The organism is Natronorubrum bangense (assembly GCF_004799645.1).
GTDB lineage: Archaea > Halobacteriota > Halobacteria > Halobacteriales > Natrialbaceae > Natronorubrum > Natronorubrum bangense.
In genome coordinates this window covers 3,017,426-3,031,999 of record NZ_CP031305.1, presented here as the reverse complement: position 1 = coordinate 3,031,999, position 14,574 = coordinate 3,017,426, and the positions used below count along the sequence as shown (strand labels likewise).

17 protein-coding genes are annotated in these 14,574 nt (G+C 61.0%); 12 read left to right on the top strand and 5 right to left on the bottom strand.

Going from position 1 to position 14,574, the window contains the following annotated elements; all coding sequences use genetic code 11:
* Window positions 1–365 precede the first annotated feature (365 nt).
* The 6 genes from tbsP (at window position 366) to DV706_RS15105 (ending at window position 4,770) form a co-directional block, all read left to right on the top strand.
* The gene (gene tbsP, locus DV706_RS15130; RefSeq protein WP_006067633.1) at window positions 366–1,184 is read left to right on the top strand and encodes a transcriptional regulator TbsP; all 819 of its coding nucleotides are present in this window, start codon (window positions 366–368) and stop codon (window positions 1,182–1,184) included.
* 136 nt (window positions 1,185–1,320) lie between these two features.
* Window positions 1,321–2,025 (top strand): RNase P subunit p30 family protein, encoded by a 705-nt coding sequence (locus DV706_RS15125; protein WP_006067632.1) that lies wholly within the window; start codon window positions 1,321–1,323, stop codon window positions 2,023–2,025.
* Window positions 2,009–2,692 (top strand): class I SAM-dependent methyltransferase, encoded by a 684-nt coding sequence (locus DV706_RS15120; protein ID WP_006067631.1) that lies wholly within the window; start codon window positions 2,009–2,011, stop codon window positions 2,690–2,692. The genes DV706_RS15125 and DV706_RS15120 overlap by 17 nt, the downstream gene beginning before the upstream one ends.
* The gene (locus DV706_RS15115; protein ID WP_006067630.1) at window positions 2,689–3,174 is read left to right on the top strand and encodes an Rpp14/Pop5 family protein; all 486 of its coding nucleotides are present in this window, start codon (window positions 2,689–2,691) and stop codon (window positions 3,172–3,174) included. The genes DV706_RS15120 and DV706_RS15115 overlap by 4 nt, the downstream gene beginning before the upstream one ends.
* A 4-nt stretch (window positions 3,175–3,178) precedes the next feature.
* Complete coding sequence (gene psmA / locus DV706_RS15110) at window positions 3,179–3,937, top strand: archaeal proteasome endopeptidase complex subunit alpha (RefSeq protein WP_136350913.1); 759 nt, start codon at window positions 3,179–3,181, stop codon at window positions 3,935–3,937.
* 107 nt (window positions 3,938–4,044) lie between these two features.
* The gene (locus DV706_RS15105; RefSeq protein WP_136350912.1) at window positions 4,045–4,770 is read left to right on the top strand and encodes a ribosome assembly factor SBDS; all 726 of its coding nucleotides are present in this window, start codon (window positions 4,045–4,047) and stop codon (window positions 4,768–4,770) included.
* Window positions 4,771–4,799: 29 nt separating this feature from the next.
* Here the strand turns inward: DV706_RS15105 and DV706_RS15100 are convergent, their stop codons facing one another.
* Complete coding sequence (locus DV706_RS15100) at window positions 4,800–5,114, bottom strand: FUN14 domain-containing protein (protein ID WP_006067627.1); 315 nt, start codon at window positions 5,112–5,114, stop codon at window positions 4,800–4,802.
* Window positions 5,115–5,404: 290 nt separating this feature from the next.
* On the opposite strand from DV706_RS15100, the gene hflX reads away from it, so the two are divergent.
* From hflX to DV706_RS15085, 3 genes are all read left to right on the top strand, one after another.
* On the top strand, window positions 5,405–6,706 hold the full coding sequence (hflX, locus tag DV706_RS15095; protein ID WP_006067626.1) for a GTPase HflX: 1,302 nt from the start codon (window positions 5,405–5,407) through the stop codon (window positions 6,704–6,706).
* Window positions 6,707–6,796: 90 nt separating this feature from the next.
* On the top strand, window positions 6,797–7,954 hold the full coding sequence (locus DV706_RS15090; RefSeq protein ID WP_006067625.1) for a thiolase family protein: 1,158 nt from the start codon (window positions 6,797–6,799) through the stop codon (window positions 7,952–7,954).
* On the top strand, window positions 7,951–8,358 hold the full coding sequence (locus DV706_RS15085; RefSeq protein ID WP_006067624.1) for a PhlB family protein: 408 nt from the start codon (window positions 7,951–7,953) through the stop codon (window positions 8,356–8,358). The genes DV706_RS15090 and DV706_RS15085 overlap by 4 nt, the downstream gene beginning before the upstream one ends.
* On the opposite strand, the gene DV706_RS15080 is transcribed toward DV706_RS15085, so the two are convergent.
* Window positions 8,355–9,107: a DUF7547 family protein gene (locus tag DV706_RS15080; protein WP_006067623.1), complete on the bottom strand. Its 753-nt coding sequence runs from the start codon at window positions 9,105–9,107 to the stop codon at window positions 8,355–8,357. The genes DV706_RS15085 and DV706_RS15080 overlap by 4 nt on opposite strands.
* Before the next feature lie 104 nt (window positions 9,108–9,211).
* On the opposite strand from DV706_RS15080, the gene DV706_RS15075 reads away from it, so the two are divergent.
* Both DV706_RS15075 and DV706_RS15070 read left to right on the top strand, forming a co-directional pair.
* The gene (locus tag DV706_RS15075; protein ID WP_006067622.1) at window positions 9,212–9,964 is read left to right on the top strand and encodes a ribonuclease H-like domain-containing protein; all 753 of its coding nucleotides are present in this window, start codon (window positions 9,212–9,214) and stop codon (window positions 9,962–9,964) included.
* Window positions 9,965–10,023: 59 nt separating this feature from the next.
* A complete protein-coding gene (locus DV706_RS15070) occupies window positions 10,024–10,434 on the top strand; it encodes an acyl-CoA thioesterase (protein ID WP_006067621.1) in 411 nt (136 codons plus the stop codon).
* 33 nt (window positions 10,435–10,467) lie between these two features.
* Here the strand turns inward: DV706_RS15070 and DV706_RS15065 are convergent, their stop codons facing one another.
* Complete coding sequence (locus tag DV706_RS15065; RefSeq protein WP_006067620.1) at window positions 10,468–10,755, bottom strand: HalOD1 output domain-containing protein; 288 nt, start codon at window positions 10,753–10,755, stop codon at window positions 10,468–10,470.
* Window positions 10,756–11,061: 306 nt separating this feature from the next.
* Between DV706_RS15065 and DV706_RS15060 the strand changes: the two genes are divergently transcribed.
* Window positions 11,062–11,469: a ubiquitin family protein gene (locus DV706_RS15060; protein ID WP_006067619.1), complete on the top strand. Its 408-nt coding sequence runs from the start codon at window positions 11,062–11,064 to the stop codon at window positions 11,467–11,469.
* A gap of 62 nt (window positions 11,470–11,531) precedes the next feature.
* On the opposite strand, the gene DV706_RS15055 is transcribed toward DV706_RS15060, so the two are convergent.
* Window positions 11,532–13,364 carry an acetyl-CoA carboxylase biotin carboxylase subunit gene (locus DV706_RS15055; protein WP_006067618.1) on the bottom strand — a complete coding sequence of 611 codons (1,833 nt, stop codon included), beginning with the start codon at window positions 13,362–13,364 and terminating at the stop codon, window positions 11,532–11,534.
* A gap of 385 nt (window positions 13,365–13,749) precedes the next feature.
* Window positions 13,750–14,574, bottom strand: coding sequence for a carbon-nitrogen family hydrolase (locus DV706_RS15050; RefSeq protein ID WP_006067617.1), 825 nt, complete (start codon window positions 14,572–14,574; stop codon window positions 13,750–13,752).

Below are 14,574 nucleotides of genomic sequence, written 5' to 3'. Positions count from 1 at the left end.
GACCGCCCAACGGAGCAGGGGAACTGAATCGACAGGCAACCTCGATTCTGCGTTCTTACATGCTACTTTAGCGACACCGTTCCAACAGCAACAACCGGAGCGGGTCCCACACCGATCGCACGACAGTTGTGTTCGGATGTACACTGACCGTCAGTGGCTACTGTCGCCCACACCACTGTGAACGTTTTATTCAGTCATCGCTATCGATACTATTGTCTGCTAAACAGCAAATGATTCTGAACCGATATGGAAGAATCGATGGGTGACTTGTCAAAAACTACCGGTAACATCGCCAGAGTTCAACTTGTAGCGCGAAAACGGCCAACAAAATTAAGTGGTTCGCAATCGTTTACTTCTGTACAGAGATGACCTCGAATTTACTCAACCATCAGATTGACGATATCCTCGAATCCATTCTCGAGGAGGCGTCCGGGGACGTCTACATGGTCAATCCATCGGCAGATGCCATCGAAGAGTTCGTGTCCGTTGCAGCCGCATTCGACGGCGAACGGCCGTCGGTAAAGATGCTTGCTGACGAGCGGACACTCAAAGATGTCATGGATGACTTCATCGTCGCCTCGAACGCTGCAGATCTTATCAGTGAAGACGCACTTGAACTTCGAACGCTCGAGGAGGCTCCCGAGAATTCGCTGCTCATCACCGACAAGCGCGTTATCGCGATCGTCCACGCTGGCGACCGCGTTGGCGGGCTCCTCACCGACGACGAGAGTTTCGTCGAGGATACCTACGACACCTACGCGGCTCGCTGGGCGGATGCCTCCCAGTTCAACCTCCGAACGCCGCCAATCACGGCCGTCCGCGAGACGCTCTCCGAAGAGATTAGCCCCGATGCCGAAGCCGACTTCACGGCGATTCTCAACTCGCTCGAGACCGCTCGCGGCGACGGCAACGGCCTCGACGAAGTGACGATTTCACTGCTGGTTGCCGCCAAAAACGAGGCGCTGCTGTACGATATCAGCAAGTGGGGCGAAGACGTCGGGATCGCCTCCAAGGCGACGTTCAGTCGAACGAAGACCAAACTCGAGGATATGGGTCTGATCGACACCGAAAAGGTGCCGATCGATGTCGGCCGGCCACGCCTGCGACTGAAGATCGGCGACGACCGACTCCGCGAGGCCGACAACGGCCAGCTCGCGACGGTTGCCCAGTCGATTCTCAACTGACGATCTCTCGCTCTAGTCACGTTTTCTCGGTTGGGATATCGCGTCTCGGCTCGCGTTCTCCGATCTGATTCTGAATGGGCGTCTTCGGCTACCGCATGGCGCAAACCCCAAGTCGCCGCCGTGAGACGGCTCGAGTATGTACGAAGCGGTCCACGCCCACCCCGACGGAGAGAGCACGGTCGCCAGATACGCAAAGACGGCGGCCGACTACGGCTTCGAGGGCGTGGTCGTGCGCAACCACACAGATTCGCGAGCGACGTACGATGCCGAGCGAATCAGCGAGGAGTACGGAATCGACGTCGTCCCCGGTCTCGAGATCAGAGCAGCCGATCCACAGGAAGCCGGCGGCTCCGTGGGGAACTATCGTGGCTCGCAGACGATTCTAGCGATTCACGGCGGGACGAACGCGTTGAACCGCTTTGCCGTCGAAAACGAGAAAATCGACGTGCTCGCACATCCGATGACCGACAGCGGCGACATCAACCACGTGCTCGTGAAAGCTGCCGTCACAAACGGCGTCCGGCTCGAGTTTAATCTCTCGGGCGTGCTTCGCAAGAGCGGTGGCCAGCGAGTGCGCGTCATCCAGTCGCTTCGCAAACTCGAAGAGATCGTCGACTACTACGACGCCTCATACGTCGTCAGCGCGGATCCAACCTCCCATCTCGAGTTGCGTGGGCCGCGAGAGCTGTGTGCGCTGGGCGAGCAACTCGGTTTCTCGAGTGAGTTTATCACGGAAGGGATGACCGAGTGGAAACGACTCGCCGAGCGCAATCGCTACGTTCAGTCCGAGTCGTTCATTGAGCCAGGCGTCGAACGAGGAAGATATGAAGAAGAGTCTTGACGAACACGCCGCCCGGTTCGACGAGCTCGCCGGCGAGTACGACGAGAACAAATCCGACGAGTACCGCGCCTGTGCGAGTCTGGTCGTCGAACACGCCGCACCCGAGGCCGACGACACCGGGTCGCCTCGAGCCCGCACTCGCTCCGCTCGCACGGACGTCGTTCTCGACCTCGCGACGGGGACGGGAGCGATCGCCCTCGCACTCGCACCCGACACAACGCGCGTCGTCGGCCGCGACATCAGCGAGGGAATGCTCGAGGAAGCCAAGCGGAAAGCCGACGAGGAGGGACTCGAGAACCTCGAGTTCGACTACGGGACGTTCCGCGAACCCAACTACGACGGCCCAGTCGACGTGGTGACCTCGAACTTCGCGCTGCATCACCTCTCGGACGAGGAAAAACGCGAGGCGATCGACGTGATCGCCGCCCTCGAGCCACGACGATTCGTCCTCGGGGACGTGATGTTCTTCGGCGAGCCAGATCCCGACGAGCCGTTTTACTCCCCGGAGGTCGACGATCCGGCGACCGTCGGTACCCTCGCCGACGCCCTTACCGACGCGGGCTTTTCCCTGACCGCCGTCGAACGCGTCCACGATCAGGTCGGCGTGCTGGTCGCAGAGCGGCCGCCGACTGAACTCGAAGACACAGGTGAGCCTGCGGACAGATGAAACACCTCCCGAAACACCTCCAGCCGCGCTGGCGGTATCTCGCCGTCGAACTCGAGGGCTGGCCCGATACGTCGATCAGCCGCCGGGACTTCCAGCGCGAGTGTTGGTATGCGGCCCAGAACTTACTGGGCGATCCAGGGAGCGCCCGAGTCGATATGACGGTTATCAGGTTCCAGTTTACCGGCAAGACCGGCGAAGCGATCGTCCGAGTCCGTCGTGGCGAGACGGAGCCGGCCCGCGCAGCGCTGTCCTGTATCGACGAGATAGCCGGCGCTCCCGTCGGAATCTTCGTCTGCGGTATCAGTGGTACGATACGTGCCGCTGAAGAAAACTATTTAGGACGCCGCGGGCAAGATTCCGAAGAGAGAAACGTCGTGTTCGGGAACGAAGAGCGAGTCGCCGTCCTGCGGGAATGCGTTGCAGACGTACGACTCGATGAGGCGTTCACGGGTGCGACAGACCTCGATTGCGATTTAGCGTGATACTATGCAGGGACAAGCCCAACAGCAGGCGTACGACCGAGGCATCACGATCTTCTCGCCCGACGGCCGACTTTACCAGGTCGAGTACGCTCGCGAGGCGGTCAAACGAGGAACAGCAAGTATCGGTGTTCGAACGGCAGACGGTGTCGTGCTGGCCGTCGACAAGCGAGTCCCATCCGAGCTGCTCGAGGACTCGAGTGTCGAAAAGATTCACAAAGCCGACAACCACATCGGCATCGCAAGCGCCGGCCACGTGGCTGACGCTCGCCAGCTGATCGACTTCGCCCGTCGCCAGACGCAGGTCAACCAGCTGCGATACGGCGAACCGATCGGTGTCGAGACGCTGACGAAAGAAGTCACCGACCACATTCAGCAGTACACCCAAGTCGGCGGCGCACGCCCGTTCGGTGTCGCGCTGATCGTCGGTGGCGTCGAGAACGGCGAACCACGGCTGTTTGAGACCGACCCCTCGGGGACGCCCTACGAGTGGAAGGCACTCGCCGTCGGTGCCGACCGCGGCGAACTCCAGGAGTACTTAGAGGATAACTACGACGAGGAATCGGACCTCGATGGCGGGATCGCGCTTGCACTCGACGCACTCGCATCTGTCAACGACGGCTCACTCCTCCCGAGCGAAGTCGGCCTCGCAACGGTCGACGTCGAGACCGAGTCCTTCGAGCAGTTCGATCACGACAAGATCGAGTCCCACCTCGAGGAGAACGATCTCCTCGACACTGGTGAGGACGACGAGACGGACGAGTAATCGAGACACCGCGCGTTCGTTTTGGGTTTTTTCGAACCCATCATGCGTTTCATGTGAAAGCGACCGGCAGGAAAAGCTCTTTTAACGGGCCGGGGGTATGCTTCGGTATGATATCACTCGACGAGGCAGTGACGGCGCGACTCGAGTCACACGGTGCACGATTTGAAGTCTTGGTCGATCCGGACGCGGCGCTGGCGATCAAACGCGACGAGTTCGACGGCGAGCTAGAGGACGTCATCGCCGCAGAGGACGTCTTCGAAGACGCCTCGCGCGGCGACCGGCCAGCCGAGAACGATCTGGAGACGGTCTTCGAAACGACGGAGCCACTCGAGATCATCCCGGAGGTAATCAAACGCGGAGAGATCCAGATTACGGCCGACCAGCGCCGGGAGATGCAAGAACAGAAGCGCAAACAGTTGATCGACACCATCACACGTAACGCGATCAACCCCCAAATGGACGACGCCCCCCATCCGCCGGAGCGTATCGAGAACGCGCTCGAGGAGGCCGGCTTTACCGTCGATCCGATGGAGCCGGTCGAGACACAGGTCGATGAGGCGCTCGAGGCACTTCGACCAGTGATCCCGATTCGGTTCGAAGAGGTAACGATCGCGGTGCAGATCCCTGCCGAATACGCCGGCAGCGCACAGGCACAGATCCGCGGCTTTGGCGAACTCGAGCGTGAAGAGTGGCAACCTGACGGCTCCTGGGTGGGTGTGTTGACGTTCCCTGCAGGGATGCAAAACGAGTTCTACGACGTCGTCAACGAGCACACGAGCGGCGAGGCAGAAACGGAGATCATCAAAGACAAAGACGACCTGGCGACCCGATAAGACGCGCGATCAGCGGTCGGTTCACGCCGCTATCCTCTGTGAAAACCAATCAGGAAACCACTGGTGAATCCAGCACCGACTGACAGCATCGAGAGCACTGATTCGAACCAATGGGTGGCCTGTGTCTGTGTCTGTGCCTGTGTCTCGATGAACCCCGCCGAGAGGCGGTTCCAGTCGACGATGACGATCTCCTGTGATTCGAGATACCGAAACGCCATCAGCTGGACACCGATGAGAACTGCAACGAGTTTTGCGACTTGTTTCGTCGCGAACCCCAACACCCCACCGAGAACCGCACTGCCGACGAACTCGAGAACGAGCGTCGCTGGATCGACGTCTATCATCACGGATGCGTATTCGAGCCGGCGACAATGACTGTTATGATATCCCGTACGAGCAGGCGGCATCGGGCACGGGATTCAAGACGGTCGGGTGCGTATGGTTGGACATGATTAACGACCGTCCAACAGAGGTGTGTGATCGGCATCCGTAGCGTTATCGGGCACCCACCGCGCCGATTGCAGTCCCGGCGCGAGCAACGCGTGCAACTGCTGGCTCGCCGGATCGATGAGCGTTCCGCCTCGAGTCGCCACGACCACCCCCGCCCGAGTGACACAGACAGCTTGGAACCCATATGAGAGCAATCATTGCAAAACGCGTCGATTCCGGAACGCCCGATACGAGCGAAATCCGTGAGCTTGCCGAAGCGGCGGGGTACACCGTCGTCGGCGAGATCACCCAATCACGGCGAGCCGATGCCGCCCTCCAGCTTGGCGAGGGGAAAGCCGAAGCACTCGCCGAGGAGGTCGTCGCGACCGACGCAACGACCGTCATCTTTGACAACCGGCTCGGCCCCTACCAGACGTACAATCTCGGCCAGCTCCTGCCCGACGGTGTCGAGGTCATCGATCGGTTTACCCTGATCCTCGAAATCTTCGGCCAGCGCGCTCAGACACGGAAAGCACAGCTCCAGGTCGAGCTGGCCGAACTCCGATACGAACTGCCCCGTGCCGAGGCCAAGACCAGTCTGGCCAAACGCGAGGAACACCCCGGCTTCATGGGGCTCGGGGAGTACGACGAGAGTCGCGAACAGGACATCAAAAACCAGATCAGCCGGATCAGGGACGAACTCGAGCAGATCGAACAGACCGAAGAGCAGCGCCGGGAGCGCAGACGCGATTCGGGATTCGATCTGGTCGCACTTGCGGGCTATACGAACGCCGGGAAATCGACCCTGTTGCGCCAACTCGCCGACGATTTAGCGGTCGAAGAAAACGTGGGGCTCCATCCGGACCTCGATCCGACCGCCGAATCACAGGACAAGCTGTTCACGACGCTGGGAACGACGACCCGCCGGGCAGACATCGAGCCACGAGACGTGCTGGTGACCGACACCGTCGGCTTCATCAGCGATCTGCCCCACTGGCTGGTCGAATCGTTCAAGTCGACGCTGGATTCGGTTTACCGGGCGGATCTGGTCTTGCTCGTCGTCGACGTCAGCGAAGACGTCGACGAGATCCACGAAAAACTCGTCACCTGTCACGACACCCTCTATGAGCGCAACGAAGCGCCGATCGTGACCGTGTTGAACAAGATCGACAAAGTCGATGCGGAAGACCTCGAGGAGAAACGAGCGGCGCTGTCGGCGCTCGCCCCGAACCCGGTCATGGTCAGTGCAAAATCGGGAACGAACATCGACGTGCTGCTCGAGCGAATCGACGCAGAGCTTCCTGAGTGGCAAGAAGAACGACTCCTCTTGCCGATGACCGACGAGACGATGAGCGTGGTGTCGTGGATTCATGACAACGCAAACGTCGACGACGTTACCTACGGCGACGAAGACGTCATCGTCGAGTTCGAAGCACGCCCTGCAGTGATTTCACAGGCGCGTTCGCGTGCAACCGAGTTGCGAACCGCCGCGGCAGAGTCCGCGTAGGCCGTCGCCCTTGGTTGGGACTCCTATCATGAGATGTGCCACCATCCATTGACCCTTACATATAAATTGGTGACTATTATTTGGTAAGCTATGGAACGTGTTGCAGTAATCGGAGCCTCAATGACCCAGTTCGGGCAACGCGAGAGCTGGATTCTGGATCTCCTTTCGGAAGCTGGAATCGAGTGTCTCGAGGATGCGGGTGTCGACGCCGAAGCCGTCGAGCATCTGTACGTCTCGAACATGGCCAGCGGCGAGTTCGAAGGTCAAACGGGTGTGCCGAACGCGCTGGCACACGACCTCGATGCGATGCCAGCGTACACCCAGCGTGTCGACCAGACGAGTTCCAGCGGCGGCGCCGGAATCTACGCAGCCTGGCAGTCGGTGGCAAGCGGCGCAAGCGAGATGACGCTGCTCGTCGGCGGCGAGAAGATGACCCACCGGACGACCGGCGAAGCGACCGACGTCATCGCATCACTGACCCATCCCGTCGAGTACAAAACGGGCGTCACACTGCCGTCGTTTGCCGGACTCACGGCTCGACACTATCTGGAACGGTTCGATGCCCCCCGCGAGAGCCTCGGGAAAGTCGCCGTCAAGAACCACAAAAACGGCGTCGACAACCCTCACGCCCAGTTCCAGAAGGAAGTCGACTTAGAGACGATCCTCGAGTCACCGACCGTCGCCGATCCGCTGCGACTGTATGACTTCTGTCCGATCACGGACGGTTCGGCCGCACTCATGCTCTGTCCCGAGTCGGTCGCGAAAGAGTACACCGACGAGTACGTCGTTATTGCGGGCATCGACGGCGCAACGGACACTCACGTCGTCCACGAACGTGAGGACCCGACGATCATGGGTGGCGTCGTCGAGAGCGGTAAGGGTGCCTACGAGATGAGTGGCTACGGCCCCGACGACATCGACGTCGCCGAACTCCACGACATGTTCACCATCCTCGAGTTCCTCCAGATGGAGGGGCTTGGCTTCGCCGAGCAAGGCGAGGCCTGGAAACTGATCGAGGAGGGCTACACCGAACGCGACACCGGCGAGTTACCGATCAACACCTCCGGTGGGCTCAAATCGAAGGGGCATCCACTGGGAGCAAGCGGCGTCGCACAGGGTGTCGAAATCTACGAGCAGCTCATGGGTGAAGCTGGCCCACGACAGGTCGACGCCGACATCGGCCTTGCCTGTAACGTCGGCGGCTTTGGAAACTGCGTGATTACGACGATTATGGAGGCAGCACAATGACGATGGACGCCTACAAGTACGAGGACGGTTCGATCAGCTACCCCGGGCACCCGCGTGGTCCCGGCGGCTCGGAACCGGTCGAGACGATCGACCTGAGCGAGTACACCGCCGAAGTGATAACCTGGACAAAGAGCACAGCCACACCGCCCGGCGTCCGCGAGCCGAACACGCTCGCCATCGTCGAGTTCGACGTCAGCGAGGCGTCTGACGACGCCTCGAGCAGCCGGACGCAGTCCGGTGATGATAGTGAGTCGGTGCGGGCGATCGTTCAACTCACGACCGACGACGTTGAGACTGGTGACGAAGTCGAGCCAGTCTACGTCGAGGAACTCCGCGAACCTGGCGCCGGCATTCGCGAACCTGAGAGTCAAGACTGGGACGGCTACCGGTTCGACCCGGTTTAAATAGCAGAGCTGGATCCGTCAGGATCGTCGTCATCGTCGTCTGCGGATGCGGACGTCTCGTCGTCGGTGACCTCGTTTTCGCCGTTTACATCGGGCTCAGCGCTGTCAGCCTCGCTCTCGTCCCCATACTGGTCTTTCAACGTCTCGAGTTCGGCGTCGACGTCGACTCGAGAGTCGCGGTTGGCGGTGGTGTCGCCGTCCTGTAGTGTGTCGGGATGGCCCTCCTGAATATCGATCCGAACGGCGTCCGTCGCCTCCGTCTGTCGCCGTTCGACGTCGGCCCCGACGTCTCGCAGTCGGCTGTCGACGTCGTCGCGTAACTCGCGGGCCTCGGTAAGCAACTCGCGTGCGCCGTCGTCAGCAGGCAGTGTCCCATCGCTTGCGGCCTGCTGTAAGCGGGCTAAGACGCCGTCGAGCTGTGAGAGGGTCGTCTGCCGGAGCTCGCTGGCCCGCTTGCTCGTGGCGCTCGTCGCCTCGGTCGTTCGATCGCGAACGTCTCGCTCGGTCCGTGCGAGTGCAAGCGCCCGCTGGAATCCCTCGAGCGCCCGCACACTCGTCTTAAGGACGGCGATCGTCGCGGGTACCGCCACCTCATCAGTAAAGGCGAGGAGCTCTCGCGGCGTCGGCGGCCGCAGTGGTGGCGGCTGAAACGGTCGGCGCTGGGTGGACTCGAGTTCCTGCTGGAGGTCGTCGATCGTCCGCGTGAGTTCACGGACGGCCGCGAGGAGTTCGTCGTCGTGGTCGACCATACGCAGTCTACGGCGCCCGGTATGAAAAGCCGGACGGTGAGAACGACCACCGATCTGGCGCTCGATTCAATCGCTTTTAGTTCACTCGCCACCCTGAAACTGGTGTGCGAATCGAGAACAGCTTCATTCCCGTCCACGGCGTCGGGGAAACCACCGAACGGCGCCTCTGGCAACGGGGGATCACCCACTGGGACGAGTTCGACGGCAGCGTCGTCGGCGACACGATTGCAGACCGGATCGAGACGTTCATCGAGGAAGGCCGGACCCACCTCGAGCGCGGCGATGTCGCCCCGTTCACTGAGGCACTGCCGGCAGCCAGCCGCTGGCGGTGTTACGAGAACGTCAGCGAGCAGACCTGCTTTCTGGACATCGAGACGACCGGACTCGACGCGGCAAGCAACGACGTGACGACAGTCAGTGTCCACCGCGGCGGCGAGACGAAAACGTTCGTCAACGGCCGGGATCTGACTGCCCGACGGCTCGAGGCCGAACTCGAGGCGTCATCGCTGCTGGTAACGTTCAACGGCCAGCGCTTCGACGTCCCCTTCCTCGAGACGTGTTATGACCTCGACGTGCAGACTCCCCACGTCGACCTCATGTATCCCTGCAAGAAAATCGGCCTCGACGGCGGCCTGAAAGCGATCGAACGGGACCTCGGGATCGACCGCGACCGACCCGACCTCAGCGGCCGCGATGCCGTGCGCCTCTGGCACGAGTACGAACGCGGCGACGACGGCGCACTCGAGACACTCATCAGATACAATCGCGCGGACACGCAGAACATGGAGCCGCTGATGGAGATCGTCACGGATCGCCTCCACGAGACCGTCTTCGAAGCCGCCTGTGCTGAGGAGTAACGGACCATCTGTGCGTCGATAGGTACCTATACGGCGATTGATACCGTCTGCAGGCGATAATGAGCGACAGCGACGACAGCGACGACTATGTGGTGGAGATCGACGTTCGGCTCCGCGATATCGACTTCATGGGCCACGTCAACAACGCAACGTACGCGACGTATCTCGAGGAAGCCCGGCAAGCGTACTTCAGCGACGTCGTTGGCGTCTCACTGGTCGACGTTGGCACCGTCCTCGCAAACATGGAAATCGACTACAGCAGCCCGATCGAGGCCGACGCGGATGTCACCGTTGCACTTCGCGCGACTGAGATCGGCACCTCGAGTCTCCCGATAGAGTACGAGATTCGGGCGGATGGGAAGCGGGCTGCGACAGCACGAACGGTCCAGGTGCTCGTCGACCGGGAGACGGGCAACTCGGAGCCGATTCCGGACGACTGGCGAACACGGATCGACGCGGCTGGTGAGTAACGGTTGGAGACTGAGACACTGACAGCTGTCTTATCAGATACGATCTTGCTTGACGGCGCTGACCTCGCCGTCACTGTCGACAACGATCTGATAGCCACAGAACGGGAACTCAACGCGGCCGTCCGCGCGTTTTGAACCGTCTTCTCGCTGTGTAAAGAGTGAATCGAGCGCTTCCGGATTGATTACATCGTACAACGCGTCGTACTCCGGCGGTTCGATATCCATCGGATCCACACCCTCTTGCTCGGCAACGGCAGCAATAACGTCGAAACTTACTGAGTGCACATCGGCAGTGTCTGAACGATCGACTGAGAGTAGCATTGGGCGGACTCTTACGGTCATCGAATATAAACCCTCTGGCGTCAACCCACTGTTTATGGACCGATCTGAGCTGTAATGTATACACCTGGTTGTTAATGTATATAATTTGTTCCTGGATAGTACTGATATTAGTATCGTCTTCCCCGTTGAATATATTTGAGAAGGAATATTCAATTTACAGGCACTCATTGTAGACAGACATCCCGTTCTCACTCCGTGCAAATTCGTCCGCCACCGTTCGGTGACCGACGCGATGTCGAACATGTTCGCAACTGGAGTTTCACCAGTTGCGCTCGTCTTCCTCGTATGGCACCCGAAACGGCCCACGAGGAACGACGAGCACAAACTCAGCCACAAACGACCGTCACCGTCCGTTGTACCGGGCATATCCGCGATGCCGTCGGGAACCACGAACTCGAGTTCACGTTTGCGGGCGACCGGTTGCGAGACTTTCTCGAGGCGTTTTTCGAGGTTCACGGCGTCGAAGAGTTGCTCATCGCCGAAACGGAGGCTGATGCGACTGCCCACGGCTGGGCACCAGCGCCCGACGATTTGCCGGGTACCTGGCGCAAAAATCCCGAAGGTGAGCAGACCCGGACATACGCTCGCGTCTGTATCAATGGCCGGTTCAACGAACACTACGAGGGGTTTGAGACGACACTCGAGGACGGTGACCGGGTTGCGCTGATCTATCCGTTCATGTTCTGTTGCTAAGGATCGCGTCCGTAGACGGCGTCAAAAATCGAAGTGGGCGGCAGTGTCGCCAGCGAGACGGGTTACTCGAGGACGACCAGCACGTCGCCCATATCGACGCTCTGGTCTTCTTCGACGGCGATTTCGGTGACCGTGCCGCCGTTCGAGGCGACGATGTCATTTTCCATCTTCATCGCTTCGAGGACGACCAACACGTCGCCAGCAGCGACCTCGTCGCCGACTTCGACCTCGATGTCGAGGATCGTCCCCTGCATCTCGGCGTCGACGGTCTCGCCGTCACCCTCGATCTCGACCTCGTCGCTCGAGCCACCGGCAGGCTCCGGTCGGCTGGCCTGTGCATTACCACCAGCGTCGATGTCGCCGGCTGGGATCGCGGGCGCACCGTGTTCCTCGAGTTCGACCTCGAAGCGTTTGCCGTTGACTTCGACGGTGAACTCGCGTTCGACGCTCTCTTCGTCGTCGCCTGCGCCGTCACCGGTGTCGCCGCCCCACTGCTGTTGGGCGTCTTCGATTCGGCTCGGATCGAGTTCATCGTCGAGATACTTCGTCGTGTGTGTGCTCTCGACGAAGCGCTCGTCGGTGAGCATCAAGCGGTGGAACGGGATGATCGTCGGAATGCCTTCGATCTCGTACTCCCGCAGGGCACGCAGCGAGCGCTCGATACACTCGTCACGGTCCTCGCCCCAGACAACGAGTTTGGCGATCATCGAGTCGTAGTCGGTGACGAGTTCGTCACCCTGGCGCAGCGCGTCGTCCATGCGGACGCCGACGCCGCCCGGTGGGTCGTACGTCTCGAGGGTACCACCGGTTGCGGGCGCGAAGTCGTTGGCTGCGTTCTCGGCGTTGATCCGGAACTCCATCGCGTGGCCGTCGATCGAGACATCGTCCTGCTCGAAGTCGAGTTCCTCGCCGGCGGCGATCTTGAGCTGACGTTTGACGATGTCGATTCCCGTGATCTCCTCGGAGACGGTGTGTTCGACCTGAATCCGGGTGTTGACCTCGAGGAAGTAGAAGTTCGTCTCCGGGCCGAGCGGGCCCTCGCGGCCGGGCTCTTCTTCGACGAGGAACTCGACGGTGCCGGCGTTGGTGTAGTCGGCTGCGGAGACACCACGACGGGCTGCTTCGCTGATCTTCTCGCGCAGTGCATCCGACAGCGCTGCCGATGGGCCTTCCTCGATGACCTTCTGGTGGCGGCGCTGGAGCGAACAGTCACGCTCGCCGAGATGGCAGACGTTGCCGTGCTGGTCGGCGACGATCTGGACCTCGATGTGGCGTGATTTCTCGAGGAAGCGCTCGAGATAGACCGAGTCGTTGTCGAAGTAGGCCTCACCCTCTCGCTGGGCGCTCTCGAGTTGGTCTTCGACGTCGCTTTCGTCTCGAACGACTTTCATCCCGCGGCCGCCACCGCCGCCTTCGGCCTTGATGGCGATGGGATAGCCGTGTTTCTCACCGAACGCCTTGACTTCCTCAGGGTCGGTAACGGGATCGGTCGTCCCGGGTACGATCGGGACGTCTGCTTCGTCCATGATCGATCGGGCCTTGGTCTTCTCGCCGAGGGCTTCCATCGAGTCGCCGGATGGGCCAACCCAGGTGATGCCCTCGGTTTCTTCGACTTTACGGGCGAACTCGGCGTTCTCCGCGAGGAAGCCGTAGCCAGGGTGGATGGCGTCGGCATCCGCTCGGCGTGCGGCATCGATGACGGCCTCGTGGTCGAGATACGAGTCGGCCGCACGCGCGGGGCCGACATTGTACGCCTCGTCGGCGTAGCGGACGTGGCCCGAATCTTTGTCGGCTTCGGAGTAGATTGCAACAGTCCCGATGTTTAGCTCCTCGCACGCACGCATTACTCGGACGGCGATTTCCCCACGGTTCGCTACCAGAACCTTCCTGAACATTCCTGTGAGAACCAACGCGAAGCCCCTACGTTACTTTTTCGCAACGGGTCTGTCGAGGATGGATGTCACAGCCGATACCGAGAGCCGGGGCAGACCCGAACAGAGTGTGTAGCGTCATTTGCACGTCTGTGACAGTCTTCCCGGCTGAGACGGGGTGCTATCTGTCGGTGCTGGGACACTAGAACAACAGACCGTCTGAAAGACGGTGCGAGGGTGAAGACGAAGATGAGGAGGCGGGTGTGGAGTCCGCTCGTTCCCGGGAAACGAGCGTGCGACGGGCCGGAGCGACGCGCAGTGCCGGTCGTGACGTGAAAAGCGCCGTAAACCGGCATCCGTACTATCGGGGCATAGAATAAAAAGACAGCGGTCGAATCACCCACCGCGGCTACAGTCGTCGGTCGCGAAGCGCCGGGAACTCCTCCCGGACGCGAGTCAGCGCCCCGAGGTCGAGGTCGGCCATCACCAGCGCCGACTGGTCGCCGCTCGAGGCGAGCGTGGTTCCCCACGGGTCGTATGCGGTCGACCGGCCAAGCAGCGTCGCGTCCGCGCGCTCGAAGTGGCCGGAGCCGTTTATCGTTGCGACGAACGCCTGGTTTTCGATCGCACGCGCTCGAGAGAGCGTCTGCCAGTGTTCGACGCGTGGATAGGGCCACGCACTCGGGACGAGGACGAGCTCTGCGCCGGCGTCGATCAGTTGCCGGTACAGTTCCGGAAACCGAAGGTCATAGCAGGTCGTCGCGCCGACGGTGACGCCACGGATCGTCGCCGTCTCGATTCGCTCGCCAGGGACGAGCAGCTCCGACTCCGCCGACTGGTAGCCAAAGAGGTGGTGTTTCCGGTAGACAAGCTGCCGTTCGCCGGTCGAATCGAACAGCACAGCGGTGTTTGCAAGCCCCTCGTCGGCAGGCGTTTCGACGGCCTCGGTCGCCGCTAGATCCTCGACGATACTCCCCGCGAGGACGGCAATCTCGTGGTCGGCAGCAGCCTCCCGCAACCGCGTAACCGTCTCCCCTTCGAGCGGTTCGGCGTGGCGCTCGTAGCTATCGAACGCGAAGTAACCCACATTGAACAGTTCGGGCAACGCCACGAGGTTCGCACCCCGGTCGGCGGCACGCGACACCGCCTCGAGTGCGCGCTCGACGTTCGCCTCGATTTCGGTTGCCTCGACGTGAATCTGGGCGAGTGCAACTCGAAGTGTCTCATCAGCCAT